This window comes from Prolixibacter denitrificans (assembly GCF_003014495.1).
GTDB lineage: Bacteria > Bacteroidota > Bacteroidia > Bacteroidales > Prolixibacteraceae > Prolixibacter > Prolixibacter denitrificans.
Map to the genome: position 1 here is coordinate 156,700 of NZ_PYGC01000002.1, position 25,241 is coordinate 181,940.

Annotated in this window: 24 protein-coding genes; 11 read left to right on the top strand and 13 right to left on the bottom strand. The window is 44.8% G+C overall.

The features are described from left to right. Positions 1 to 52 precede the first annotated feature (52 nt). Positions 53 to 2,284, top strand: coding sequence for a tetratricopeptide repeat protein (locus CLV93_RS04335; protein WP_106540952.1), 2,232 nt, complete (start codon positions 53 to 55; stop codon positions 2,282 to 2,284). Positions 2,285 to 2,316: 32 nt separating this feature from the next. Here CLV93_RS04335 and CLV93_RS04340 read toward each other — a convergent pair whose 3' ends face one another. Beyond that, the gene (locus CLV93_RS04340; RefSeq protein ID WP_106540953.1) at positions 2,317 to 3,084 is read right to left on the bottom strand and encodes a type III pantothenate kinase; all 768 of its coding nucleotides are present in this window, start codon (positions 3,082 to 3,084) and stop codon (positions 2,317 to 2,319) included. Positions 3,085 to 3,239: 155 nt separating this feature from the next. Here CLV93_RS04340 and CLV93_RS04345 point away from each other — a divergent pair, with 155 nt between their 5' ends. From CLV93_RS04345 to CLV93_RS04355, 3 genes are all read left to right on the top strand, one after another. Then, positions 3,240 to 3,437 carry a YwbE family protein gene (locus tag CLV93_RS04345; protein ID WP_106540954.1) on the top strand — a complete coding sequence of 66 codons (198 nt, stop codon included), beginning with the start codon at positions 3,240 to 3,242 and terminating at the stop codon, positions 3,435 to 3,437. Between the two features lie 10 nt (positions 3,438 to 3,447). Beyond that, positions 3,448 to 4,188 carry an inorganic diphosphatase gene (locus tag CLV93_RS04350; RefSeq protein ID WP_106540955.1) on the top strand — a complete coding sequence of 247 codons (741 nt, stop codon included), beginning with the start codon at positions 3,448 to 3,450 and terminating at the stop codon, positions 4,186 to 4,188. 227 nt (positions 4,189 to 4,415) lie between these two features. Further along, positions 4,416 to 4,916, top strand: coding sequence for a response regulator (locus tag CLV93_RS04355; RefSeq protein WP_106540956.1), 501 nt, complete (start codon positions 4,416 to 4,418; stop codon positions 4,914 to 4,916). A 68-nt stretch (positions 4,917 to 4,984) separates the two neighbouring features. Here the strand turns inward: CLV93_RS04355 and CLV93_RS04360 are convergent, their stop codons facing one another. Beyond that, positions 4,985 to 5,956 (bottom strand): NAD(P)-dependent oxidoreductase, encoded by a 972-nt coding sequence (locus CLV93_RS04360; RefSeq protein WP_106540957.1) that lies wholly within the window; start codon positions 5,954 to 5,956, stop codon positions 4,985 to 4,987. Positions 5,957 to 6,037: 81 nt separating this feature from the next. Further along, positions 6,038 to 7,723 (bottom strand): S41 family peptidase, encoded by a 1,686-nt coding sequence (locus CLV93_RS04365; protein WP_106540958.1) that lies wholly within the window; start codon positions 7,721 to 7,723, stop codon positions 6,038 to 6,040. Between the two features lie 458 nt (positions 7,724 to 8,181). Here CLV93_RS04365 and rsgA point away from each other — a divergent pair, with 458 nt between their 5' ends. The 3 genes from rsgA to CLV93_RS04380 all read left to right on the top strand — a co-directional run bounded on the left by rsgA (position 8,182) and on the right by CLV93_RS04380 (position 11,432). Beyond that, positions 8,182 to 9,132, top strand: coding sequence for a ribosome small subunit-dependent GTPase A (rsgA, locus tag CLV93_RS04370; protein ID WP_106540959.1), 951 nt, complete (start codon positions 8,182 to 8,184; stop codon positions 9,130 to 9,132). Between the two features lie 301 nt (positions 9,133 to 9,433). Continuing rightward, positions 9,434 to 10,336 carry a prephenate dehydrogenase gene (locus CLV93_RS04375; RefSeq protein ID WP_106540960.1) on the top strand — a complete coding sequence of 301 codons (903 nt, stop codon included), beginning with the start codon at positions 9,434 to 9,436 and terminating at the stop codon, positions 10,334 to 10,336. A gap of 4 nt (positions 10,337 to 10,340) precedes the next feature. Then, positions 10,341 to 11,432, top strand: coding sequence for a chorismate mutase (locus tag CLV93_RS04380; protein WP_106540961.1), 1,092 nt, complete (start codon positions 10,341 to 10,343; stop codon positions 11,430 to 11,432). 63 nt (positions 11,433 to 11,495) lie between these two features. On the opposite strand, the gene rnpA is transcribed toward CLV93_RS04380, so the two are convergent. From rnpA to CLV93_RS04395, 3 genes are all read right to left on the bottom strand, one after another. After that, positions 11,496 to 11,909 carry a ribonuclease P protein component gene (rnpA, locus tag CLV93_RS04385; RefSeq protein WP_106540962.1) on the bottom strand — a complete coding sequence of 138 codons (414 nt, stop codon included), beginning with the start codon at positions 11,907 to 11,909 and terminating at the stop codon, positions 11,496 to 11,498. Between the two features lie 71 nt (positions 11,910 to 11,980). After that, positions 11,981 to 12,730: a uroporphyrinogen-III synthase gene (locus CLV93_RS04390; protein WP_106540963.1), complete on the bottom strand. Its 750-nt coding sequence runs from the start codon at positions 12,728 to 12,730 to the stop codon at positions 11,981 to 11,983. A 41-nt stretch (positions 12,731 to 12,771) separates the two neighbouring features. Next, entirely contained in the window at positions 12,772 to 13,854 is a 1,083-nt protein-coding gene (locus tag CLV93_RS04395) for a DUF4271 domain-containing protein (RefSeq protein ID WP_106540964.1), read from the bottom strand. Between the two features lie 47 nt (positions 13,855 to 13,901). Between CLV93_RS04395 and CLV93_RS04400 the strand changes: the two genes are divergently transcribed. After that, positions 13,902 to 14,933, top strand: a complete 1,032-nt coding sequence (locus tag CLV93_RS04400) for a tRNA dihydrouridine synthase (protein ID WP_106540965.1) — start codon at positions 13,902 to 13,904, stop codon at positions 14,931 to 14,933. 6 nt (positions 14,934 to 14,939) lie between these two features. Beyond that, positions 14,940 to 15,410 carry a Cys-tRNA(Pro) deacylase gene (ybaK, locus tag CLV93_RS04405; protein ID WP_211297745.1) on the top strand — a complete coding sequence of 157 codons (471 nt, stop codon included), beginning with the start codon at positions 14,940 to 14,942 and terminating at the stop codon, positions 15,408 to 15,410. A 19-nt stretch (positions 15,411 to 15,429) separates the two neighbouring features. Here the strand turns inward: ybaK and polA are convergent, their stop codons facing one another. Together polA and CLV93_RS04415 are read right to left on the bottom strand one after the other, a co-directional pair. Beyond that, positions 15,430 to 18,219 (bottom strand): DNA polymerase I, encoded by a 2,790-nt coding sequence (gene polA / locus CLV93_RS04410; RefSeq protein WP_106540966.1) that lies wholly within the window; start codon positions 18,217 to 18,219, stop codon positions 15,430 to 15,432. A gap of 153 nt (positions 18,220 to 18,372) precedes the next feature. Beyond that, on the bottom strand, positions 18,373 to 18,675 hold the full coding sequence (locus tag CLV93_RS04415; protein ID WP_025862622.1) for an ArsR/SmtB family transcription factor: 303 nt from the start codon (positions 18,673 to 18,675) through the stop codon (positions 18,373 to 18,375). Positions 18,676 to 18,977: 302 nt separating this feature from the next. On the opposite strand from CLV93_RS04415, the gene CLV93_RS04420 reads away from it, so the two are divergent. Continuing rightward, positions 18,978 to 19,958 (top strand): polyprenyl synthetase family protein, encoded by a 981-nt coding sequence (locus tag CLV93_RS04420; RefSeq protein WP_106540967.1) that lies wholly within the window; start codon positions 18,978 to 18,980, stop codon positions 19,956 to 19,958. 57 nt (positions 19,959 to 20,015) lie between these two features. Here the strand turns inward: CLV93_RS04420 and deoC are convergent, their stop codons facing one another. From deoC to dtd, 3 genes are read right to left on the bottom strand one after another with little or no spacing between them, the layout of a single operon-like run. Continuing rightward, a complete protein-coding gene (gene deoC / locus CLV93_RS04425) occupies positions 20,016 to 20,882 on the bottom strand; it encodes a deoxyribose-phosphate aldolase (protein WP_106540968.1) in 867 nt (288 codons plus the stop codon). A gap of 16 nt (positions 20,883 to 20,898) precedes the next feature. Then, positions 20,899 to 21,234 carry a nucleotide pyrophosphohydrolase gene (locus tag CLV93_RS04430; protein WP_246187192.1) on the bottom strand — a complete coding sequence of 112 codons (336 nt, stop codon included), beginning with the start codon at positions 21,232 to 21,234 and terminating at the stop codon, positions 20,899 to 20,901. Further along, positions 21,235 to 21,687 carry a D-aminoacyl-tRNA deacylase gene (dtd, locus tag CLV93_RS04435; RefSeq protein ID WP_106540969.1) on the bottom strand — a complete coding sequence of 151 codons (453 nt, stop codon included), beginning with the start codon at positions 21,685 to 21,687 and terminating at the stop codon, positions 21,235 to 21,237. A 104-nt stretch (positions 21,688 to 21,791) separates the two neighbouring features. Here dtd and lplA point away from each other — a divergent pair, with 104 nt between their 5' ends. Continuing rightward, complete coding sequence (gene lplA, locus CLV93_RS04440; protein WP_106540970.1) at positions 21,792 to 22,772, top strand: lipoate--protein ligase; 981 nt, start codon at positions 21,792 to 21,794, stop codon at positions 22,770 to 22,772. A gap of 27 nt (positions 22,773 to 22,799) precedes the next feature. Here lplA and uvrC read toward each other — a convergent pair whose 3' ends face one another. Both uvrC and CLV93_RS04450 read right to left on the bottom strand, forming a co-directional pair. Further along, positions 22,800 to 24,632: an excinuclease ABC subunit UvrC gene (uvrC, locus tag CLV93_RS04445; protein WP_106540971.1), complete on the bottom strand. Its 1,833-nt coding sequence runs from the start codon at positions 24,630 to 24,632 to the stop codon at positions 22,800 to 22,802. Positions 24,633 to 24,641: 9 nt separating this feature from the next. Then, positions 24,642 to 25,175, bottom strand: coding sequence for an adenine phosphoribosyltransferase (locus CLV93_RS04450; RefSeq protein ID WP_106540972.1), 534 nt, complete (start codon positions 25,173 to 25,175; stop codon positions 24,642 to 24,644). Between the last annotated feature and the right edge of the window lie 66 nt (positions 25,176 to 25,241).

The window sequence follows — 25,241 nt, forward strand, 5'->3', positions numbered from 1 at the left end:
ATAACCGGAAAGACTATTTCTGCCAACAACGCTTACATAGGAAGAATACATTATGAATGATCAGGAGATAACGCAAAAGTTCAACGAGATTTGTCAATTACTGGCTTCGCGGAAGCTGAAACCCGCATTCGATCTGCTGGAACAGCTGATTACTGAAACTGGCTCCGGCGATTTCCGCGATGAATACCACGATCTCGAGCAGACCTACAAATACATGTTGCAGTACACGGTCGAAGGGATTAACGACCCCGAAAGACAGAAGGTGTACCGCCATTTGCTGGTCTCGACTTTCGAGTTGGCAGACAAGGTGACCGAAAACCTGAAAATGCGTTTCTCCAACTTGTTTCCTTACCAGAAGAAAAGAGGCTTTGCGGGACTATACGTCGAAAATCTTTCGGAAACACTTCAGGAAATTGAGGAGTTTCACGTGCACAACGAGTTGCAGTCGTTGATTGATGAATCGATTTCGGCCCAGCCGGGAAAAGAAGAGGCAGCCCGCGCTCACCTGGAAAAGCTGAATTACGTTTTCTACCATCTCTGGTTCCGCGATTTGCTGAATGACGATGAAATGAGCTTTGCCCGTAGCTTCCTTTCCGGCGAAAGCATTCCGGTTCACGAAAAGGCATTGTTGGTTACGGCACTTACTTTCAGTCTGGCCCGTTATTTCGACGAACATAAATTCAATCTGCTCTTTGAAGCTTACGATACCACCGATGAGTTGGTGCGTCAGCGAGCGTTGGTTGGCCTGATGCTTACCTTGTACCAGTATGATTTGCGTCTTCCCTTCTTTACGCAGATTACAGGCCGGCTGGCTATTCTGAACGAAGATCCGGAGTTCAAGCGTTTGTTCGAGAAAGTGATTCTTCAATTCATTCGAAGCAAGGAAACTGAAGAATTGCAGCGTCGCCTGCAGGACGAAATCCTCCCCGAAATGATGCGGTTGAGTCCGAACCTCCGGAACAAACTGAACATGGACAACCTGATGGGCGAAGGCATGGTGGACGACAAAAACCCCGACTGGCAGGACATTTTCAGCGATTCGCCCGGCTTGATGGATAAACTGGAAGAGCTGTCGGAGTTGCAGATGGAAGGCGCCGATGTGTTTATGAGTTCCTTTTCAATGCTGAAGAATTTCCCGTTTTTCAGTGAGTTTGTGAACTGGTTCATGCCGTTTTTCCCGCAACATCCCGAAATCAGCAGCGTGACCGGAGACAAAAGCGATGAAGCGACCAACACCTTCATGGAAGCCATCGTGAAATCGCCGATGCTTTGTAACTCCGATAAATACTCGTTCTGCCTGAGTTTGCAGAATATTCCGAATGAATACAAGGAGATGATGTCCGGTTCGCTCAAGGCGGAAATGGACCAGATGGAGGAATTGCAACAGGATGAGTTGGCCATTTCGCCCAACAAAGCTGCCGAAGTAGCTTCCAATCAATACATCCAGGATTTGTACCGTTTCTTTAAGTTACACCCCAACCACACCGATTTTGAAGATGTATTCGCCTGGCGGTTAGATTTTCATAATAAAAACACGTTCCGTCCTCTTTTACAGGAAGATTTGGGCATCCTCCGGAACATGGCCGAATTCTACTTTGCCAAGAACTACTTTGAAGAAGCGTCGGAAATTTACCTCATGCTTTTGCAGGAAAACGAAGATGGCGAACTTCTCCAAAAAGTGGCTTTTTGTTATCAGAAAACCGGCAATTACGAGGAAGCGCTTAAGTATTATCTGAAAGCGGATTTGTTCGACGTCAATAAAATCTGGAACCACAAGAAAATAGCACTCTGTTACCGCAACCTGAAAGAACCGGAGAAGGCGTTGGATTATTACAAACAGGCCGAAATTTTGGAACCCGATAACCTGAGTACACACATCTCGGTCGGGCATTGTTACATGGAGCTGAAAAAGTACGAGGATGCATTAAAGTATTATTTTAAGGTAGAGTACTTATCGCCCGGAAACAAAAACGTTTGGCGCCCGATTGCCTGGTCATCGTTGCTGGTTGGAAAACTGGAACAATCAGAGAATTACTACCGGAAGTTAACGGAAGGATCGCCCAACAAATACGATCTGATGAACATGGGACACGTGCAATGGTGCCTCGGGAATCGCAAAGAAGCGTTGGAATGGTACCGAAAAAGCATTCGGGACAGAGAAAACTCGGAAGCGGAATTTATGGATGCCTTCGGGGAAGATTTGGAACATCTGCTTCGGCAGGGAGTCGATCAAGAAGACGTTCCGATTATGCTCGACCAATTGCGCTATTCACTTGAATCGTAAAATACGTTGCCGGCCGTTAAAGCCGGCTTTTTTTATACTGCTACACAATCGCTAATCAGGCGCAAACCTTCGAGTGTCAGTTGCTGGTCTACAACACGAATGTATCTCGAAATGGGTGACAGCACGTTGGCCAAACCGCCTGTGGCAATTACTTCCGGAGAATTTCCCAACTCGTTCCGGAGTAGATCAATCAGGTGATCCACTAATCCCGAATAGCCCAGCACAACACCCGATTGTAAAGCGTGAACCGTATTTTCGCCCAACACCGAAGGCGGCGGAGTTAAATGCACGGAAGGCAATTGGGCCGTATTTCCGGTCAACGATTTGATTGCTGTTTTCAATCCCGGTGCAATGGAAACCCCCAGGATTTCTCCATCATCCGAAATCGTCGTCAACGTCAAAGCAGTTCCAAAATCGACCACAGTACACAGCGAACCAAACCGCTTGTATGCAGCCATCGAATTGGCAATCAAATCTGTTCCGATTTCGTAGGGATTGAGCACCTTCAGCGGAAGCATCGGATAGATTTCCGGTCCGACAATCAAAGGCTTGACTGTGAACAACGAATCCAACATTTCGGTAAAGGCACGCAAAAGCTGAGGAACTACACTACTCACCACAATCCGGTCGACCTTCTCCACGTAATCAACCGAGTTGGTCAGCAACGACCGGAAAATGACTTCATATTCGTCGGCAGTTTTATCGGGCACCGTCAGGATACGCCATTCATTCACCCATTTCTCACTATCGTGAATACCGAAAACGATGTTCGAGTTACCAATATCGATTGCCAGCAGCATTTCTTCATTTTTTAAATGTTCATGACGAAACTACACCATCTCACCGTCTTTTGAAACTTTTCGTACCAGATAATACCCGATTATACAGGAAATAACGCTGGCTTCATCTTCCGGTCAACCGAATACACTTTCTTTGCAAAAAGAATAGAAAAGCTATGGATGGTAAAAAACGTTCGAATATAAAGCCCGGATTGCATGTATCCATCGTACTGAAAAAAGATCAGCGGACCGGCAAACGTACCGAAGGAGTTGTGAAAGATATTCTGACCAATTCGCCTACACATCCGCATGGCATTAAGGTGCGGTTAACTTCGGGTGATGTGGGTCGTGTGCAGGAGATTTTACCGGATTAAATGAGATAAGATGTTTAACGACGCGATAGAAAGATATCTTCAACAGGAACAACTGAATCGTTTTGATTTAAAGGCCGTTTTCTTCGACATGGACGGCGTGTTGTATGATTCGATGGGACATCATGCCGCCTCGTGGACCAAAGCTTTCACCGAAGCCGGAATTCATTTTCATGAAGAGCTGGCCTATCTGAACGAGGGAAGAACCGGTGCTTCAACAGTTTTAACTGCAGTAAAAGAAGCGCAAAACCGAACGGCAACCGATGATGAGATTCAAAAGATTTACCGGCGTAAGACTGAGATACTGCACACCATGTCGCGTGCTCTTCCCGTGGAGGGAATGAAAAATATGCTGGAACAAGTGAAAAATGCCGGCCTCGAAATCTGGATTGTTACCGGCTCGTCGCATATGCGTTTCATCGACAACCTAAAGGTCGATTTCCCTGGTTTGATTGATCCGACGCATGTCGTAACCGGAAAAGACGTGAAACATGGTAAACCGCACCCCGAACCTTACCTAATGGCTCTGGAAAAGTCTCATTTGGAAAGGCAGCAGGCGATGGTTATCGAAAATGCGCCGCTGGGAATTCAGTCAGCGAAAGCTGCAGGATTGTTCACAGTGGCTATTAATACAGGCATTCTGGATGACGATATTTTGACAGATAACGGTTGTGACCTGCTTTTTGATGACGGAATAGAATTGGCAAAAAACTGGAAAAAGTTACTTCATGGCCTTCAAATATTTAGCCAGTAATCTGATTATTTGGGGGATGTTTTGGTCAGAGGGAATTTAAAATTTGAAATATTTTAACTTTCTTGGTAATAAATAATCTTAAAACCACGTTGTAGTAGAGAATTAGATATTCAAGATGGTAATCATAAAAAATTATTATCTTCACTCTATTTCTGAAAACAACAATTTGATAATTATTACACAGCGTTTCATCATCGCAATTGCGACTAAATCAAAATCAGGCAGACATGCAAAATCTTAAGGATCCCTTAATTTTCGTTGTTGAAGACAATCAGGTTTACAACAAACTTGTTGTTAGTTATCTACGCTCTAAAAAATTCAATCGGGTAGAAACTTATACCAGTGGTGAAGATTGTCTGAACGCCCTGGATAAAAAACCAGATATCATTATTCAGGACTATCTTTTGGAGGGAATGAACGGTATCGACGTGCTGAAAGCCGCAAAAAAAGTACATCCCGAAATCGAATTCATTTTCTTATCGGGACAGGACAGCATTGATGTCGCTATTAATACCATGAAATACGGTGCCTACGATTATATCGTGAAAGACCAGATGGCACTGAAAAAAATCGTTAATAAGATCACCAAGATTATATCTGTACAGCAACTGGTTAAAAGCAACAAACGTTACAAAATGGGAGTAACGCTTTTCTTTGTTGCGCTGGTGGTCATTATCATACTCATTTTAAGTCTTACCGTATTCTTCCCAACAGAATTTGAGTGGTAAGATCCTATTTGCATGTATGTGATATCCCGCTGATCTTCGTTTACCTGACGATTTTCAGCGGGATATTTTTATGCGAAAATTTCCGGATTGACAATCGAGATATCTTTTCTTCCGGAAAAGAAGCCGATAATGTTTTGTGAAGCTTCGCGGGCTGTTTCAATCCGTGTTTCGATGGTTCCGGTTGCGTTGTGCGGTGTGAGAACCACATTCTCCATCTCAAAAAGCTCCTGCGTGATTTTAGGCTCTTCTTCAAACACGTCCAGGCCAGCTCCGGCAATCTTCCCGTTTCGAAGGTATTTAACCAGCATTTTTTCGTCGATCACGGGTCCTCTCGCGGTATTGACTACAAAAACGCCATCCTTCATTTTTTGCATCTCATTTTCGCCTAAAAGATGATGCGTTTCCGCCGTCAAAGGCGTATTCACCGAAATCACGTCCGAGCGCTTCAGTAATTCATCCATCGAGACGTAGGTCGCATTGAGAGGCTTTTCCAGTGACTCATCAAGGCGATTGCGGTTGTTGTAGATGATCTTCATTCCCGAAGCAACAGCCCGGCGGGCCAATGCTCTTCCGATTCTTCCCATGCCAATAATTCCCAATGTTTTTCCGGTTAAACCGAAGCCCAGGTTACGCATCATTCCCCACTGAAAATCGGGATTCGTGCGTAAGTTACGGTCAGTTTCGGCAATGCGGCGCATAACTGCAAGCATCAAGCCCAGAGCCATTTCCGCTGTTGGTTCGGTAACCGCGTTGGGCGTGTTACAAACCGCGATTCCACGACGGGTAGCCTCCGCCACATCGATGTTGTTGTACCCCACCCCGAAATTGGCAATGATTTTCAACTTCGGTGCACGTGCTATCAATTCGGCATTTATCGGGCGAATAAAGACCGACAAAACAGCATCGCAATCAACAATTAGTTCTTCGATGTCAGCAGGAGAAAATTCTTCTTTTTCAGGATAAACGACATCAAACTTCTCTTCCAGTTCACGGATACCTTCCTTCGGAATCCGGTACGTAATTAAAATCTTAGGTTTCATATTCGATTAATTGAAAAGTTATTTCGTGCAAAGAAAAAATGCCCGGCAAGCGGGCATTTTCTATATCTAAAGCATAACAAATTATTTCATTGCACTGATTACATTATCCGGTGCCAGTAACGCTTTGTACTTAGCAGGATTATGCAAGAGTTTAATCGCAGCTTCAATATCCTTGTCATCTCTCATGGATGTTTGAATAGCGCCGCTCTGGTAATAATACCGCGATACAATCTCGTCGCGCAGTAAATCTTTGATGTCGCCGCTGAAACGGGTCAAATCCTGATCGATATTATGCGACAGATCGGCATGTAACGTTTTGAAAGCGTCTGCAGCTCCGTCGTAATATTTCTCCTTTTTGGCAGTTTCAATCAAATCCTGCAACGCCTGTTCACTTTTCGATTCGTACGTAAAGTGATGTTCCTTCACATAGTCCTTGAACTGATTGTAAATATCATCGGTGATGGTAAATTCGTCAGCAGGGGCAATTTTGGAATGCGTATTGGCAAAATGCGTGGCAAAATCGAAGATCATAAACTTCTGTACCAATTGCACGACCATGTTGCTCAGTTGATCCTGATTGATTTTCACGTCAGGTGAAATGCCTCCACCATCAAATACGGTACGTCCGTGCTTGGTGCTGAATTTCGAAATTAATGAATCCGGAATCGTTCCCACACTTCCGTCAGGATTGCGGTGAGCATAGTCTAATGCCTGAATACAGCGACCACTGGGAATGTAGTACTTAGCCGTGGTTACTTTCAGTTTTGAGTTATAACTCAAATCGCGGGTGGTTTGTACCAAACCTTTACCAAAGGTTCGTGTTCCCATCACTACACCACGGTCCAGATCCTGCATCGAACCGGTCACAATTTCGGACGCCGAAGCGGAACCTCTGTTCACCAGGATAACCAATGGCATAATGGTGTCGACCGGTTCTTCGGTTGCCCGGTAAGTTTTATCCCACTGAGCTACTTTTCCACGCGTACTGACAATTTCCTGTCCCTGATTCACAAATAGATTGGCAATCTTCACTGCTTCCACCAGCAAACCGCCTGGGTTTCCGCGCAAGTCGAGTACCAGTTTTTTAGCGTGTTTGTTGTTGCGCAGATCGAGCAGCGCGTTTTTCACATCATCACCGCAATTGGCTGTAAAGCTGGTGAGACGAATGTAGCCGACGCTGTCATCCAGCATTCCGTAATAAGGAACCGGATTGATTTGTATTTTCTGACGAACAATGCTCACTTCGTACGGCTTCTTCTCGCCGGGACGTTGCATTGTCAAACGAATCGGCTTGTTCGCCGGTCCTTTGAGTAATTCCGAAACATCGGATACTTTCATGTCGGCTGTCTTTTTCCCATCAACTTCCACGAAAACATCACCTGCTCTCAGACCTGCTTTCTGCGCCGGAAATCCTTTGTAAGGTTCCGCCACTACAATTTCGTCGCCATGTTTGCTGATAAGCGCTCCGATACCGGCATACTCTCCGGTGGTCATGAAATTGAAGTCTTCCATTTCCGATTCCGGAATGTAGACGGTATAAGGATCAAGTGAGGAAAGCATGTCGTCGATACTCTCTTTGACCAGTTTCCCGGGGTCGATTGGATCCACGTAGAAGAGATTCAGTTCCCTGAACAGCGTATAGTAGATATCCAGGTTTTTAGCAATCTGGAAATTCTTCTGATCGCGGTTAAATCCCCAGAAGGAAAAGGCCAATACCAGTACCAGTAAGGACGCCAGGCCCGTTTTCAGAAATCGTCTTTTTTTCATGTGTTTCTTTTTTCTTTTCAAGGGTCAGATAGTCCCGGATAACTCCGGGTACGCCATACTCTCAGCAACCTTTCGTGAAAGTTGGTTGCCATTGGCCCGTCCCACTCAGAATATTTGTTTTTTTATTTAATGCTTAATATACGATATCCCTTCCGTTTGTTTGTCTGCAACGGAGCATTAGTGAAATTACCAATTTGCCCGTAAAAGTTCGAATGGATTATCAATCTGTAAATTACTCCTCATAAAAATTGGAATCAAGCAAAGGTAATAAAACCAAAATTATCAATCGTCAATTTTCCTGTTAAGAGATGTTATCAGGCTCTATCCCCTGTGCACAAAGCCTTATCCTGAATGAAAAAGCCTCTGTCCTCCTGTCAACTTCCTGATAACGCTATTTTTCATTTACTTTGAAACGGTTTTAGACATCAACTTGTTTTACACGATAAAATTACACGAGTTTGGAAAAAGGACTGGTCATACGTTCAACAGGCAGTTGGTATTCTGTGAAAACGGAAAGCGGAGAGATTATCGATTGCCGGATTAAAGGTAAATTCCGCATGAAAGGAATTCGTACCACCAATCCGGTCGCCGTTGGTGACCGCGTAACTTATCGGGTCGAAGAAAACGAATCACATAACACGATCGGGGTAATCACCGACATTGAGGAACGCCGTAATTACATTATCCGGAAAGCCTCCAACCTGTCGAAAGAGAGCCAGATTATTGCCGCCAATATTGACCAGGCTTTTCTCATTATCACCATCAAAGACCCGGTTACCCTACCGGGATTTATCGATCGCTTCCTGGTGACTGCCGAAGCTTACCGGATTCCGGCCAGTCTGGTGATTAACAAACTCGACATTTACAACGAGAAAGATTACCAGAAACTGGAAGAATACCTTTGGACCTACGAGGAAATCGGTTACAAATGCTACCAGGTCTCAGCCGAAAAAAATTTCAATATCGATACGCTTCGCGATGACATGCGCGGCAAAATCAATGTTCTGTCCGGACACTCTGGTGTCGGAAAATCGAGCATCATCAACCGGCTCGATCCGGAACTGGATTTGAAAACGGCACAAATTTCCGATTATCACCGCCAGGGAAAACATACCACCACGTTTTCCGAAATGTTTGAAATGCATGGTGGTGGCTACCTCATCGATACGCCCGGAATCCGTGGTTTTGGCGTAATCGACATGGAGAAGGAAGAGATCTCACACTTCTTCCCCGAGATTTTTAAATTGCTGAAAGATTGCCGATACCACAACTGCACGCATATTCATGAACCCGGTTGTGCCGTGAAGGCCGCTCTCGAAGCCGGAGAAATCCCGGTGACACGCTACGAGTCGTATCTTTCGCTGGTGCTCGGGGAAGACACTAAGTACCGTCCCGACATCTGGAAATAAAACGTTGTTAAGTTACCTTAGTGTTAAAATCACCACAAATTTTCATTCCGAAAGGAAAATGCATTTGTTTTTTTAGATTTTTAAGTTTTACTTTGACACCAAGAGAAAAAACAAAGCGATGAATCAATTTCAGAACAATAGCTTTTATTACTGGTTTTATTATTTCGGCCTCAGAGCGGGGATCGACCGGTAAAGTATTGTCTGAAACGAAACGATATGAAACAGAAAGGTCCCCAAGATGATTGGGGACCTTTTTTTATGTCTAACTTATAGCAAATAACGAATTTAAGATATTGCCACTATGAATGTAACGATTATCGGACTTGGATTAATTGGCGGCTCCATTGCCAAAGACCTGAAACGAACCGGCTTTGCCACGGAAATTGTGGGTGTCGACAGCAATCCCGAACACGGGAAAAAAGCTGTTGAACTGGGAATTGCCGACCGTTACGAGGAATTGGAAACTGCCGTTCAACAAACCGACCTTGTCGTTATTGCTATTCCGGTGGATAAAATCAAAATCGTTCTTCCGAAAGTGCTGGATTTGATTCCGGAAAATACAACCGTCACCGATGTGGGTTCGACCAAACGAGAAATTGTCAGCCTGATTGAAAAGCATCCGAAGCGCGGAAATTACGTGCCCTCCCACCCGATGTCGGGAACGGAAAACAGCGGACCGGTTGCTGCAATTGAAAATTTGTTCGAAGACAAAATCTGCATCATTTGCGACCAGGAGAAATCCCGTCCGCAACATGTGGCGCTGATTGAAAAAATGTATCAATCCATCGGGATGTCAACTGCTTACATGAGCAGTGACGAACAAGACCACAACACGGCGTTTGTTTCGCATTTACCGCACGTTACTGCTTTTGCACTGGCAAACGCGGTATTGGCCAAAGAAGACCGGAGCATCATTTTCGACCTGGCTTCCGGTGGATTTCGTTCCACTGTGCGTCTGGCCAAAAGTTCGCCGGAAATGTGGGGGCCTATTTTCCATCAAAACCGCGATTACATGGTGGAAGCCATCGGTGAGTACCAAAAGCACCTGGAAGCCTTTAAAAAGAGCATTCAAAACGAAGATGCCGGCGAAATGATGGAGCTCATCAAACACGCCAATGGCATTCGCAGCGTGCTCGACGGTGGAAATCAATCGATGACAAAAAAAGAAAAAACAATAATTCAATTATTTACTCCTAAAAATTGACCCAATGGTTGCTGAATTGGATATCATGCCTATAAGCCACTGGCTGCCTAACATCGACAATCCCCTGCTGGTTGCCGGTCCTTGCAGCCTCGAAACAGAAGAACAGGCACTGGCTACTGCCCGCGAACTGGCTAAAGACAAGCGTGTATTTGTCTATCGCGGCGGCATCTGGAAACCCCGTACCCGTCCTGGCTCTTTCGAAGGCGTTGGTTCTATCGGGCTTGAGTGGATGAAACGGATCAAAGAAGAGACCGGTTTACCTGTTGGAACAGAAGTAGCGAACGCTCAACATGTGGAAGAATGCCTGAAAGCTGGCATCGACGTAATGTGGATTGGCGCCCGTTCGACGGCTTCTCCGTTCACTGTGCAGGAAATTGCCGATGTGCTCAAGGGTACCGACCAGACGGTAATGGTAAAGAACCCGGTGAACCCTGATGTTCAACTCTGGGTAGGTGCGTTGGAACGCCTGAACCAGGCCGGAATTAAAAACCTGGTGGCTATTCACCGCGGCTTTACTCCCTTCCGGGAATCGAAGTATCGAAACTACCCGGGTTGGAAAACGGTTATCGAACTGAAACGATTGCTGCCAAATCTCCCGATTATCGGTGATCCGAGCCACATTGCCGGAAAACGTGAATATTTGCTGGAGATCTCGCAAAAAGTATTCGATATGGGACTGGATGGCCTGATGCTTGAATCCCACATCGATCCATCCTGTGCATTGAGCGACAAAGCTCAACAGGTTACTCCTGCCGATCTGGGCAAAATACTGGATGAACTGGTAATTAAATATGCCAGCTCGGACGACCCGAATTTCGAAAACAAACTCGAAGAATTGCGCGGACGTATTGACCAGATTGACCACGAAATGATGGAAATTCTTGCTTCACGGATGGAATTGGTGAAACAAATCGGTGAGTATAAGAAGCAGAATAAAGTAACGGCACTTCAGATTAACCGGTGGGCTCAGATGATGGACGACCGCACCAGCTTGGCCGGCAAATTACACCTCGATGAAACATTTATCAAGATTTTGTTCCAGCTGATTCACGAAGATTCAGTACGTCAGCAAACAGAATTGATTGAGAAGAAATAAACTATTTACCAGTCATGTAACACGGGCCCCGGAGCACCTTACACGCTTTTGCCCGTGTTTTTTTTATGCTTTTTTTTCAGCGCTGGAACTCTTGGTCAGTTCCTTTTTCAATCGGTTAATAGCTTTTTGTACGCTGCCTTCAATCTTGCGATAGCTTAACTGCTCTTTCCCCACGTAAATAAACATCACACCCAGTTGCTGCTCTGTGGTCTCCAGGTACTCGTATAACTCATGCTTTCGCAAACGATAAGCCTCACGTATCCTGCGCTTTAAAAGATTCCGCTTCACAGCACGTTTAAAATTCTTTTTAGGAACGGTAAATCCTACCTGCACCGGAAAATCTCCCTCCCACACCTCCGGAGTATAGTAGACTACCTTCAGCGGATAGCAAAGAAAAGACCGCCCGGACTCAAACAGCGTTCCGATAAGCTTCCGGCTGCAAAGCCGTTCTTCTTTATGAAATGTATAACGTGCCATACGTTTTTCCGGTACAAAAAAGGGGGAATAACCATCCCCCTTTCTCTCCGAAGCTATTTGAAAGCTTTGATTTATTTCTTGTTGTTAAAATCCTTTACGTATTTCTCCAGTGCCATGGTCATGGAAGGCGCATCAGGGACCGGAGCTTCGATATCCAGTCTCAAACCAGCTTCGCGAACTGCCTTGGCAGTGGATGGACCAAAGGTAGCAATCTTGGTATCATTCTGCTCAAAATCAGGGAAATTCTGCAGCAATGATTTAATACCGGACGGACTAAAGAATACGAGAATATCGTAATTCACATCTTTCAAATCCGAAAGGTCGCTACTTACCGTGCGATACATGACCGCCTTGGTGTACTTTAGCTTTGCTTTATCCAGTAATTCAGGTATTTCCGCCTTATGGATATCGGAAAGCGGGATGATGTATTTTTCATCCTTATGTTTCTTAAGGATGTCAACCAAATCGGCAAATCTTCCATTGCCGTAAAAAATCTTTCTCTTCCGGTAAACGATGTATTTCTGAAGGTAGAAGGCGGTCGCTTCCGAAATACAGAAATACTTCATGGAATCAGGAACGGTAATGCGCAGTTCCTGAGCAATACGGAAGAAATGGTCGATGGCGGTTCTACTGGTGAAGATAACCGCTGTGTGATCCAGAATCTGTATGCGCTCTTTTCTAAAATCTTTTGAAGATATCCCTTCAACCTGTATAAACGGACGAAAATCAATCTTCAAATGGTTTTTCTCAGCAAGATCTTTGTAGGGAGATCGAGCTGAAGTAGGTTCTGGTTGCGATACTAAAATGCTCTTGATCTTCAATTTTTCAAGATTTTTTGGGTGAAAAGCGTTTGCGTGTTGATTTATACTTGCCCGAAAATGAGCTTATAAACCAAAAGCAACGGAAAAATTTCAAGGATACAAAGGTACAAAATCAAATAGAATATAGAAATACCATTTCTCAGAGCAACCAATGCTCCCCGGATCAGTGATGCCGTGTAGAGTACAACGGTAATCGATATTCCAGCTACAAACATAATTTTGGACCACTCGGGTGCCAAAGACGTCACAATTATGATGGGTAGCAGAAAAATTCCTAAAGCTTTGGTATATATTCCGTAGTTAAAAAACACTTCCGAAACCACTGGTGCCCGCATAAACAGAACGCCACTCAGATGGTACAAAATCATCTTTCCAATACCGTAGGCACCTAGTAAAATGAAGTATGCTATTAACAACTTGTAACTTCCCAGTCCGAGCCAGGTAAAACTTCCGTCGTGATTGGAAATTTGGTAAACGAAAACTGACGTCACAACAAGTGACATCACATCCAAACGGAAAGAACCATGGGAAATTTTGTAACCGCGTTCGCGGAATAGCCGGCTGGCTGTAGAATAGTTAATCAAACTGGTAAACAGGTGATTGAGGTATTTACCAAAAACCAACCGAACCGATGCAAAAAGAATCAATGCCAACAAAATAACTCCTAACAACCAATCTTGCCGAACGGAAGCGAATTCCTTTCCTTCCTTCCCTACCGGGATCATAGGCAATTCGGTCGTCAGAGTATCCTGGTGCAGTGTATCCTGTACAGTGGTTAGCGAATCCACCTGAAGTGAGTCCTGATGAACCATCAGCGTATCGCTGGCCTGGGCTTGCTGCGCCGCCTGAATCGAATCTTGCTTTTGCTGTGCCTTGATTCTCGCCTGTCGCGCCGCACGGGCTTTTCGCCTGGCAGCCTGCTCGGCCTGCGCTTTCGCGATTGAATCCCGGATGGCCATCTGCCTGAATATCCGGGCAGCTGAGGTATCGACAGCCGTCTGGCGCTGAACTTTCAGAACCGGCTTGGCTGTATCCTGGTGCGTCTCGGTTTTAATCGGCTGCACCAGCGAGTCCACTCGCAGAGAATCACTTTGCTGACTTTGTAATAAAGGGGAAATCACCATAAAATAAGGCACTTTTCAGGCTCTGCAAAGATATAAAATATTGGATAATGCAATACAGGCTCACATTTTTCAATTCGTGTGACCACCGACCGGGAATCCTCTTTATTTTTGCAGGAATGAAAGCAGAAAAGAATCCCATTCCAATCTACCTCGCGCCGTTGCAGGAATATACCGATGCCGTTTACCGTAACGCGCATTTCCGGTTGTTCGGCGGAGTGGACAAATATTTTGCACCCTACCTCGTCCTTCAAAACAATGGTTCGGTGAAGAAATCAACCTGGCGGGATATTCTGCCGGAAAATAATCCGGATGTTTTGCCGGTTCCGCAAATTCTGGCCGGCACCACCGACGAATTTGTATCGCTGGCCAATAAAATTATGGAGTTGGGCTACCGTGAAATGAACTGGAATCTGGGCTGTCCTTACCCGATGGTAACGCGTCGTGGCCGGGGTGCCGGACTTCTGCCCCATCCCGATAAAATCAGGGAAATCCTGGAGAATGCATTTGCCATTCCTGAAATTACCCTTTCGGTGAAACTGCGGGCGGGCCTGGAGTCGAAAGACGAACTTTCCCCCGTTCTGCAAGTGCTCAACGATTTCCCGGTAACGGAAGTCATCCTGCATCCGCGCATTGCCAAAGATTTGTACAAAGGCGAAGCTGACCGAAATTTATTCACGGAAGCCAAAGAAATTTGCCAGCGTCCGCTGATTTATAACGGAGATATATTAACTGCCGACGACGCCAGAGATTATGCCTCACGGGAAGATGTTTCCACACTCATGATAGGCCGTGGAATTTTGCAAAATCCTTTTCTGGCTTCGGAAATAAACGGGACTTCCACTGCAACGGAAAAAGAGAAAGTTCAGCTTCTCCGAGATTTTCATTCTGAAATTTATTCCGCTTACGCTGAAAAACTGAGCGGCTTTAGCCACCAACAAATGAGGATGATTAAGTTTTGGAGCTATTTCAGCGAAAGCTTTCCGGAACCGCGAAAGGTATTCAAGAAAGTGAAAAAAGCCACGTCGGAAGCCAAATATGATGAAGCTGTGAGCCACGCTTTTCGCCAATTTGAACTGTAACAACGAATGATGAAGAAAACCAACGCTGCCCGTATCCTCGACCGCCAGAAAATTAGCTACCAATTGGCTGAATATACGGTCGATGAAAATGATTTGAGTGCCGAACACCTGGCTGAAGTTTCCGGTTTTCCGGTAGAAAAAGTCTACAAAACGCTGGTGGCTCGCGGCGACCGAAACGGGATTTTTGTGTGCGTGATACCAGGCGCTGCCTCGCTCGATTTGAAAAAAGCAGCTAAAGCCAGCGGAAACAAAAAGGTGGCGATGGTTCTGATGAAAGAACTGGAGCCGCTTACCGGTTACATTCGCGGCGGTTGTTCTCCGTTAGGAATGAAAAAGAATTACCCGGTTTTCATCGACGAATCGGCATTCGAACTTGAGGAGATTTTCATTAGTGCCGGGCAACGCGGTTTGCAGCTCCGTCTCGCTCCCGCCGATTTGCAAAAAGCAACCGGGGCGCAAGTGGTATCACTCACCTGACGCCCCGACAGAAATTTTATCAGTGGGCCTCGAGCCAGTTGGCGGCCGACTGCATATCAACAGTCAGCGGTACGTTCAGCTCTACGGCGTGTTCCATTTCGTGTTTGACCAGCTTTTTCAACACTTCCAGTTCGTCTTTCAGCGCATCGAAGTTCAATTCATCATGCACCTGCAGCATCATCTTCGATTTCATTCCTTTCTCCTGCATCTTCCTGTGAATGTTGATCATTGCAACTTTGATAACGTCAGCGGCCGAGCCCTGAATGGGCGCATTGATAGCATTTCGTTCGGCTACGCCGCGTACCACCGCATTGCTTGAGTTGATATCGGGCAGGTAGCGCTTCCGTCCCATCAGCGTTTCCACGTAACCTTTTTCGCGGGCATTGTGAATCTGCTCATCCATGAACTGCTTCACACGACTAAAGTTCTCAAAATAGCCGTCAATAAGCTGTTTCGCTTCCGTTCTCGGAATATTCAATCGTTGGGATAGCCCGAAGGCTGAAATGCCGTAAATGATGCCGAAATTGGCCGTCTTGGCCTTCCGACGCATGTCGGACGTGACTTCCTTCAACGGGACACCGTAAATCTTCGCTGCGGTAGTCGCGTGAATGTCCTCACCCTTGCGGAAAGCTTCTATCATCGCCTTGTCAGCTGAAATGGCTGCCATAATGCGCAGTTCAATTTGAGAATAGTCGGCCGAAAGGTAAACATGCTTGTCATCCGACGGAACAAATGCTTTCCGGATTTCCCGTCCGTTTTCATCCCGAATGGGAATATTCTGCAAATTGGGATTGTTCGAACTCAAACGCCCGGTTGCCGCTATGGCCTGGTTAAACGACGTGTGAATTTTTCCGGTTCGCTCGTTGATCAGCTTAGGAAGAGCTTCCACGTAAGTGCTCAATAATTTCTTCAAGCCACGATAATCAAGCACCTTTCCCACAATCTCATGCTTGTCCTGCAGCTTGACCAGCGTCTCCTCGTTGGTCGAATATTGCTTGGTCTTTGTCTTTTTCGCCTTGCTGTCCAGTTTCAGCTTTTCGAAGAGAATTACTCCCAGCTGCTTGGGTGATGAAACATTGAATTCCTCTCCTGCCAGTTGATGAATATCCTTCTCTAACGTGATGATTTGTTCGCGAAGTTCTTCCGCGTAAGCGTCCAATGCTTCCTTATCGATTTTCACACCGGCCTGCTCCATGTCGACCAGCACGTTCAACAACGGCATTTCCACCTCTCGGAACAGTTTTTCTACGCCGGCTTTCTCCAGTTCACGGGCCAGAATCGGTTTCAGCTGCCAGGTAATGTCCGCATCTTCGCCGGCATATTCTTTTATTTTGGAAACAGCCACATCGCGCATGGAACGCTGGTTCTTTCCTTTTTTACCTATCAGTTCTTCGGTTGCCACTTTCTTGTAGCCGAGGAACAACTCACTCAGGTAGTCGAGGTTGTGGCGCAATTCAGGCTGAACCAGGTAATGAGCAATCATCGTGTCGAAGATTTCACCTTTCACCTCGATGCCGTAATTCCCCATCACCAGGATGTCGTACTTGATATTCTGACCAATCTTCATGATACGCTCGTCGGCAAAAATGGAGCGAAATTCATCGACCAGTGCCTGTGCTTCTTTCTGGTCGGCCGGAACCGGAACATAAAAAGCCTCGTGGTCTTTCCACGAAAAAGACATCCCAACCAATTGCGCTGTGTGCGGATCGATATCGGTGGTTTCTGTATCGAAACAGAACTCTTTCAACACGCATAAATCAGCGCGTAAATCCGCACGCAGTTCCGGCGTATCCATCAGGAAATACTCATGATCTGTCGAGTTAATGTCTGAAATATTTTCCGGTGCCATTTCCGGTTCCTGCGGCGATTCGGGTGCACCGAACAAGGTGCCTTGCTCGAAATTATTATCCTGCTGTACCGGAATCTCTTCGTTCAAAATACGTTTGGCGAGTGTTTTAAATTCCAGCTCACTGAATAAATCCCTCAACACATTCTTGTCCGGTTCAGTGCGTACCAGACCATCCGGCGTTGCATCCAGCGGAACATCTAATATAATTTTCGCCAGTTTCCTGGAAATACGAACCTGCTCTTCGTTTTCCACCAAACGCTCTTTCTGTTTGCCTTTCAGTTTATCGATGTTCTGATAAACTCCATCCACACTGGCAAAATCCGAGATCAGCTTCATCGCCGTTTTGGGGCCAATTCCGGGACAACCGGGAATATTATCTGCGGTGTCGCCCATCAATCCGAGAATATCGATCACCTGCTCGGGCTTTTCAACCTGGAAATTTTCGCTCACTTCTTTCAGTCCCCACACTTCCAAATCGTTTCCGCTACGCTTCGGCTTGTACATGAAAATGTTCTCCGAAACCAGCTGTGCGTAATCTTTATCAGGAGTCACCATGAAAACTTCATAGCCTTCTTTTTCGGCTGATTTTGCCAATGTCCCAATCACATCATCCGCTTCGAAACCTTCGCGTTCGACAATCGGAATATGATAGGCTTCAATAAGCTGACGGATATAGGGAATGGATTTCCGCAAATCCTCAGGCATCTCTTCGCGGTTCGCTTTGTACGGCTCATACATTTCATGACGAAATGTGGGAGCTTTTAAATCGAAAGCCACCGCAATGTGACTGGGATCTTCCTGTTTCAGAATTTGCTCCAGGGTATTCAAAAATCCCATAATGGCCGAAGTATTTAAGCCTTTGGAGTTGTAGCGCGGGTTTTTGATGAATGCAAAGTAAGAGCGGTAAATCAGTGCATATGCATCGAGCAGAAACAGTCGTTTCGGATTTTTTTCGGCCATTATCTTGATTTTCTTGAGTTATCGGATTGAAGTTACAGCAAAGCGCCTGCTTTGTCAAGTATTTCACAGGGCTCAGATGGCCAAATCTACGGAAAGTAAAGGCAAAAAAAAACCGCCCAGGTGAGCTGGGCGGCGGTTATCGCAATTCGTTGTTTATTCACTGCAGGTACACTGGCCAATACAATCAACCAGTTTACTCAGGCTTTCGTGTTTCAGAAAGTAGAAGGTATTTTTTCCATCGCGCTGCGAGCAAAGAACACCTTTATCTTTTAAAATTCCGAGATGGTGCGAGGTAGTGGACTGCTCAATTCCGAGTCGTTCGTGAATTTCAGTTACGGTAAGTTTTGTGTCTCCCTCCAAAAAGCTGAGTATGGCGATGCGCATCGGGTGCGCAATTGCTTTCAACATATTGGCAGCTTTTTCCAGTTTTTCGCTTTCAAGTTCAGTTATATTCATCTAAAAAGCATTTTAACAAGTTATCATTCAGGTTACGTAATATATATCATCAAGAAATGCAAATATATAAATATATTGTGCTGGTATCACCTCCTTGACGCCTGAGCAACTGTGCAGTTACCTTCCCGATTATCAAAAATATGTTATAAAACATTGAATATCAAAGCTTAACATTTATTTATAAAAACATTCTATTTTGTTGTTAATCAGTAATTTAGAAAGTTTCAAAACAAGTTAACGTTCGCAGATCAAATTAATTCTTACCTTTGGACGTTGCGGATTATAAGGATAGTACGAAAAAAATGTCAACTGTTTCTATTGAGCAAATAAAGAATCCAATAGCTGAAGAGCTTAAAGGTTTCGAACCGTTTTTTCGTAAGTCTACGAAAACGGATATTCCCCTGCTTAACTCGATTATTAATTATATTCTCAGGCGCAAGGGTAAGCAGATGCGCCCAATGCTGGTTTTTCTGACCGCCAAGCTGAACGGGACTTTCAATACACGGACTTATCATGCGGCGTTAACCATCGAGTTGCTACACACAGCAACGCTCGTACACGACGACGTGGTGGACGAATCCTATCAGCGTCGCGGATTTTTCTCGGTAAACGCCATCTGGCGGAACAAGCTGGCCGTTCTGGTCGGTGATTTCATTCTCGCAAAAGGTATGCTTTGGTCCATCGACCATGAAGACTACGATTTCCTTCAGTTGATTTCGAAAGCCGTAGGCGACATGAGTGAGGGAGAAATTCTCCAGATTGAGAAAGCCCGAAAACAGGATATAACCGAAGAGGTCTATTTTGAAATTATCCGGAAGAAAACCGCTTCGTTACTGGCTACCAGCGCTGCTGTTGGTGCCAGTTCGGTGACAACCGATAAAGATGTTATTTCGCGGATGCGGGAACTGGGCGAATTAGCCGGAGTCGCGTTTCAGATTAAAGATGACCTGTTTGATTACGAGAAAACCAACATGGTGGGGAAACCTACCGGGAATGATATCCGGGAGAAGAAGATGACGCTGCCGCTCATTCATGCGTTGAATCAATCGGAAAATGGCGAGCGGAAAAAAATTCTGAAAATCGTCAAGAAACGAATCAAATCAGCGGAAGATATTGAGCAGGTCGTAACGTTTGTGAAATCAAAAGGCGGAATTGAGTATGCGCACCAGGTGATGCTCGACTACCGCGACAAAGCATTGAATATTCTGGATGATTACCCCGATTCAGACGTAAAAACGTCTCTTCAGCAGTACATCTACTACATTACCGACCGAAATAAATAAACCCCGTAAAAAGCGCCGAAATGACGTTTTACGGGGCTGTCGTATTTTCTTCGAGAATCAGAAGTATTTAACCTCTTCTCCTATCATTTCCGTTAATAAGTTATTTGCCAGTCGACTAGCACCAATCCGGAAGAGCTTGTTATTCATCCACTCCTCACCTAATACTTCTTTCACAACTGTCAGATACTGCAATGCTTCATCGGCTGTTGAAATTCCGCCGGCAGGTTTAAATCCCACTTTGCGGCCGGTTTCTTCATGGTAATGCTTAATAGCTGTCGTCATTACCCAGGCTGCTTCCAACGTAGCGGCCGGGTCCATTTTTCCGGTAGAGGTTTTGATGAAATCAGCTCCGGCATGCATCGCAATCAGCGAAGCTTTCCAGATAGCTTCCGGCGTTTTCAATGCTCCTGTTTCCAGGATAACTTTCAAGTGTGCTTTTCCGCAAGCTTCTTTCAGTTGTTTAATTTCGTCAAAAACGAATTCGTAGTTTCCAGCCAGAAAATCGCCAATGGAAATGACAATGTCGATTTCGTCAGCGCCTACTTCCACCGTTTTCTTTGTTTCCATCACCTTCACATCGGCAAACGTCATCGAAGACGGAAAGCCAGCTGATACCGCAGCGATATTCACGCCTTCTGCTTTCAGATTTTTCCGGACTACCGGAACCAGTTTTGGGTAAACGCAAATAGCTCCGACGTTGGCCAATCCGGGAAACTGTTCCTTGAAATTGGAAACATTGTCTGCAAACTGTTTTCCGCGCGCCTCGGTATCGGTCGAGTTCAACGTGGTCAGGTCAATACACGAGAAAGCCAGTTCCAGCATTTCGTCATTCCTACTATCAGCATATTTATTCAGCACATTTTCAATGGCTTGTTTTACTTCTTCGTCCGCAAATTTGCGATCGAAACCGTTGATGGATTTCATTGTAAAAACTTTATGTTTATAATTTTTGATTATTCTTATGTCGCTCGCTATCGCGATTGGTTTTCTTTTCCAGGTTCTTCCGGAATGCCGATGTAATGTCAACTCCGGTTTGATTGGCCAAACATAGCAGCACCCAAAGTACATCGGCCATTTCGTCGGCTAATTTACTGCCATCTTCGCCTTTTTTGAATGACTGATCGCCATATTTCCGCGAAATAATGCGGGCCAGCTCTCCCACTTCTTCCGTCAGGATAGCCATATTGGTCAACTCACTAAAATAGCGGACTCCGTACTTTTTAATCCAGTCGTCCACCATCGTTTGCGCTTCCTGCAGCGTCACCTGTTCTTCCATTTATTCCTTGTTTTTGGTATCGATGAGAATTGTAACCGGCCCGTCGTTCACCAATTCAACGTCCATGTGCGCGCCAAACTCTCCTGTCTGTACCTCTTTACCCAAATCCTTCGATAATTGTTCCACGAAAGCTTCGTACATCGGCACGGAAATTTCCGGTTTGGCGGCTGTGATATAGGATGGCCTGTTTCCTTTCTTCGTTTTCGCGTGAAGCGTAAACTGACTAACAACAAGCAGTTCTCCCTCAACATCTTTAACTGAAAGATTCATGACATCATTGTCATCATTAAATACTCGTAATTGAGTAACTTTATTACTCAACCATTGAATATCTTCTTGTCCGTCAGCATCTTCGACTCCCAACAATACAAGCAAGCCTTTATTAATGAACGATTTAACGTTTCCATCAATGGTTACTGAAGCCCGGCTAACCCGCTGAATCACTACACGCATAGTACCTCCAAATTTTGGAGCACTAATTTAACGAATTACCGCCGTATGAAGCAAGATTGAGCGCAAAACCCTATTTTTGCCAGCATATTGACAAACATCGAGCTATGTATTACCTGGTTTCATCGTCGAACGACCCGTATTTCAATATTGCATCGGAAGAATACTTATTGAAGAATTTCACCGATGAGTTCTTCCTACTCTATATCAACGAGCCCTCCATCATCGTGGGGAAGCACCAAAATACGCTTTCAGAAATCAATCTCGACTATGTTGAAGCCAACGGAATCAAAGTGGTTCGGCGGTTATCGGGCGGCGGTACTGTTTTTCACGATTCCGGAAACCTGAACTTCTGTTTCATCCGGAATATCGCCGCAAACGAGGATATATCGTTCAAACGCTTCACGCAACCGATAGTCAACGCTCTCGCGACTATTGGAATTGAAGCCTCTTTTTCGGGCCGGCACGATTTGCTGGTGAAAAGCAAAAAAATATCGGGTAATGCGATGCATGTTTACAAAAAGCGCGTTTTATCGCACGGAACGCTGCTTTATACTTCCCAAATTGGAAAGCTTTCCAGTGCATTAAAATCAAATCCCTCGTTTTTCCAGGACAAAGCAGTCAAATCAAATCGCTCGCGGGTTGCCAATATTTCCTCTTTTTTGCCCTCTCCTCCTTCGATTGAAGAGTTCACACAGCAAATTTTGGGACATATTCGTGAAGTCAATCCGAATGCTGAAGCTTATACTTTTTCGAAAGAGGACTTAGCTGCGATCGAACAACTGCAAAAGGAAAAATTCGGAACCTGGGAATGGAACTACGGCTACTCGCCCAAATATGTATTCCTAAAAGATGGGTTGCTTTCAGGAAAACCAGCATCATTGAGCCTGAAAATAGAGAAAGGCAGAATAAAATCGGTAGAATTGGCGAGTGAGATTCTATCGCCTGAATTGATAGATGCTCTTTCTGATAAATTGATGGATAATTTCCATGATCGAAAGGATATCAAAGAGAAATTACAGCAGTTTTTGGAGGAAAATGAGCTGAAAAGTATAAATGCAGCAGAATTTTTGAACCTGTTCCTTTAGTTTAGCTACTAAAAATTCAAGTAATATTTACTTATTGACTGATTTACTGCTGCTTGATTTGACATACGAAATTACCTTTTCAGCTTTTAACCGCCCAATTACTGCGGCTATTTCTTCTACCGAACGGCTTTTTATCTGCTCTAGCGACTTAAATTCCTTCAAAAGTGCTTCAACCGTTTTAGGGCCGACGCCGGGAATATTATCCAGTTCCGATTTAATAAAACCAGCCGAACGCTTATTGCGGTGAAAGGTAATTCCGAACCGGTGCGCTTCGTCGCGCAAGTGCTGAATAATCTTTAAAGTCTCTGAATTTTTATCGAGATAAATCGGAACGCTGTCACCCGGAAAAAAGATCTCTTCCAGTCTTTTGGCAATTCCAATTATGCTGATTTTTCCCCGCAGACCAAGTTTCTCCAACGAATTTAATGCAGCGCCCAACTGTCCTTTCCCTCCGTCAATGACGATTAACTGCGGAAGGTCTTTCTCCTCGTCCAACAACCGACGGTAGCGACGAAATATAATCTCCTCCATCGATGCAAAATCGTTGGGCCCCTCTACTGTTTTAATATTGAAATGCCGGTAATCTCTTTTAGCCGGCTTCCCATTCCGAAAAACGACACACGATGCTACCGGATAATTTCCCTGGATATTGGAGTTGTCAAAACACTCAATGTGAACCGGCGCTTCTTTTAATCGCAGATCGGTTTTCATGGTCTCCATAATCCGGTCTACTTTATTTTGTGGATTACGAAGCGATTGCTGTTTGCGTTTTTCCAGCTTATAAAAGCGTGCATTTTTCTGCGAAAGCTCCAGTAATTTCTTTTTGTCTCCGCGCTGGGGAATCGTAAAAATGATTTGATCGAAATCAGTATCCGGATGAAAGGGGACCACAATTTCCCGGGCATTGGAGAATACTTTTTGCCGGATTTCGACAATTCCCAGCGCTAACAATTCTTCTTTTGATTCATCCAACCGCTTCCTCATTTCGATGGTGTGTGATTGAATAATGGCCCCATCCACCACTTTCAGGAAATTGACGTAACCAAATTTTTCATCTTCATCGAAAGAAAAAACATCCAGATTGGTAATAGAAGAGCCGACAATTGTCGATTTGCTCCGGTACTTTTCGAGAATATCGAGCTTCGATTTTATTTCTGCCGCTTTCTCGAATTCATACGAAGAAGCATACCCATCCATGACTGTTTTGAGATGTGACGTGACCGAATTCAGGTTTCCCTTCAGTATATTTTTAATCTGGTCAATCATTTCGTTATACTCTCCTTCTTCCTGAAGTCCTTCACACGGCCCCTTACAATTTCCTAAATGATATTCCAGGCAAACTTTGTATTTGCCTTTCGCAATATTTTCCTGGGCCAGATTATAGCCGCAGGTTCGAATGGTGTAAAGCTGTTTGATTACATCCAGGATGGTGCGCACCATTCCAACCGAAGTGTAAGGACCGAAATAGAGGGAACCGTCACGAACCACTCGTCGGGTAGAAAAAACTCTCGGGAAAGGTTCATTCTTGATGCAAATCCAGGGAAAAGATTTGTCGTCCTTGAGAAGGACGTTGTAACGCGGTTGGTATTTTTTAATGAGATTATTTTCGAGGAGAAGGGCATCTTCTTCTGTCTCGACCACCACATGTTGAATATCGGCAGTCTTCCGAACCAGAATTTCAGTTTTCCGGTTATCGTGGCGTTTGGTAAAATAGGAGGAAACCCGCTTTTTGAGGTTTTTGGCTTTACCTACATAAATGATTTTTCCATCGGAGTTGAAATACTGATAAACCCCGGGAGATTCGGGAAGGACCCGAACTAATTCTTTTAATCGTTCATTCCGCAGGTTTTCCTCACTCATATTCTCTTTTTAAAAATGAATCAATGACCAAACCGGTACTTGCTCATCGATTTTCTCCCGTCCTTTCAGAAAATCCAATTCCACAAAAAAGTTGACGAAAATTTTCTTCACTCCAAATTTACGAACCAAGTCAATTGTTGCACCAACAGTTCCTCCGGTAGCCAACAAATCGTCATGAATTAAAACAACATCTTCAGACGAAAGTGCGTCGGTGTGCATTTCCAAAGTGTCCGTTCCGTATTCTAATTCGTAAGATTGCTTATAGGTTTCGGCTGGTAATTTTCCCGGTTTACGAACAGGCACGAAACCGGCATTTAATTCATACGCCAGAGCCGTTCCCAAAATAAAACCGCGAGACTCCACTCCCACAATTCGGGTGATACCTAAATCACGATAATGATTCGCCGTTTCCTTTACAATAAACTGCATAAGCTCGGGCTGCTTAAATGCGGTGGTAACATCTTTAAATTGAATTCCCGGCTTCGGAAAGTCGGGAATATTCCTGATAGATGCTTGTACAACATCCAAATTAATTTTTGTCATTTTAGCTGTTTAAATATAGGAAAATCAATAAGTCTACAACTTTTATACTTATGTTCCACGTGGAAC

Bases quoted from the DNA above. Each gene is read 5' to 3' on its own strand.
- CLV93_RS04335 (WP_106540952.1), top strand. From the start codon at position 53: ATGAATGATCAGGAGATAACGCAAAAGTTCAACGAGATTTGTCAATTA.
- CLV93_RS04340 (WP_106540953.1), bottom strand. From the start codon at position 3,084: ATGCTGCTGGCAATCGATATTGGTAACTCGAACATCGTTTTCGGTATT.
- CLV93_RS04345 (WP_106540954.1), top strand. From the start codon at position 3,240: ATGGATGGTAAAAAACGTTCGAATATAAAGCCCGGATTGCATGTATCC.
- CLV93_RS04350 (WP_106540955.1), top strand. From the start codon at position 3,448: ATGTTTAACGACGCGATAGAAAGATATCTTCAACAGGAACAACTGAAT.
- CLV93_RS04355 (WP_106540956.1), top strand. From the start codon at position 4,416: ATGCAAAATCTTAAGGATCCCTTAATTTTCGTTGTTGAAGACAATCAG.
- CLV93_RS04360 (WP_106540957.1), bottom strand. From the start codon at position 5,956: ATGAAACCTAAGATTTTAATTACGTACCGGATTCCGAAGGAAGGTATC.
- CLV93_RS04365 (WP_106540958.1), bottom strand. From the start codon at position 7,723: ATGAAAAAAAGACGATTTCTGAAAACGGGCCTGGCGTCCTTACTGGTA.
- CLV93_RS04375 (WP_106540960.1), top strand. From the start codon at position 9,434: ATGAATGTAACGATTATCGGACTTGGATTAATTGGCGGCTCCATTGCC.
- CLV93_RS04380 (WP_106540961.1), top strand. From the start codon at position 10,341: ATGGTTGCTGAATTGGATATCATGCCTATAAGCCACTGGCTGCCTAAC.
- rnpA (WP_106540962.1), bottom strand. From the start codon at position 11,909: ATGGCACGTTATACATTTCATAAAGAAGAACGGCTTTGCAGCCGGAAG.
- CLV93_RS04395 (WP_106540964.1), bottom strand. From the start codon at position 13,854: ATGGTGATTTCCCCTTTATTACAAAGTCAGCAAAGTGATTCTCTGCGA.
- CLV93_RS04400 (WP_106540965.1), top strand. From the start codon at position 13,902: ATGCAATACAGGCTCACATTTTTCAATTCGTGTGACCACCGACCGGGA.
- ybaK (WP_211297745.1), top strand. From the start codon at position 14,940: ATGATGAAGAAAACCAACGCTGCCCGTATCCTCGACCGCCAGAAAATT.
- polA (WP_106540966.1), bottom strand. From the start codon at position 18,219: ATGGCCGAAAAAAATCCGAAACGACTGTTTCTGCTCGATGCATATGCA.
- CLV93_RS04415 (WP_025862622.1), bottom strand. From the start codon at position 18,675: ATGAATATAACTGAACTTGAAAGCGAAAAACTGGAAAAAGCTGCCAAT.
- CLV93_RS04420 (WP_106540967.1), top strand. From the start codon at position 18,978: ATGTCAACTGTTTCTATTGAGCAAATAAAGAATCCAATAGCTGAAGAG.
- deoC (WP_106540968.1), bottom strand. From the start codon at position 20,882: ATGAAATCCATCAACGGTTTCGATCGCAAATTTGCGGACGAAGAAGTA.
- CLV93_RS04430 (WP_246187192.1), bottom strand. From the start codon at position 21,234: ATGGAAGAACAGGTGACGCTGCAGGAAGCGCAAACGATGGTGGACGAC.
- dtd (WP_106540969.1), bottom strand. From the start codon at position 21,687: ATGCGTGTAGTGATTCAGCGGGTTAGCCGGGCTTCAGTAACCATTGAT.
- lplA (WP_106540970.1), top strand. From the start codon at position 21,792: ATGTATTACCTGGTTTCATCGTCGAACGACCCGTATTTCAATATTGCA.
- uvrC (WP_106540971.1), bottom strand. From the start codon at position 24,632: ATGAGTGAGGAAAACCTGCGGAATGAACGATTAAAAGAATTAGTTCGG.
- CLV93_RS04450 (WP_106540972.1), bottom strand. From the start codon at position 25,175: ATGACAAAAATTAATTTGGATGTTGTACAAGCATCTATCAGGAATATT.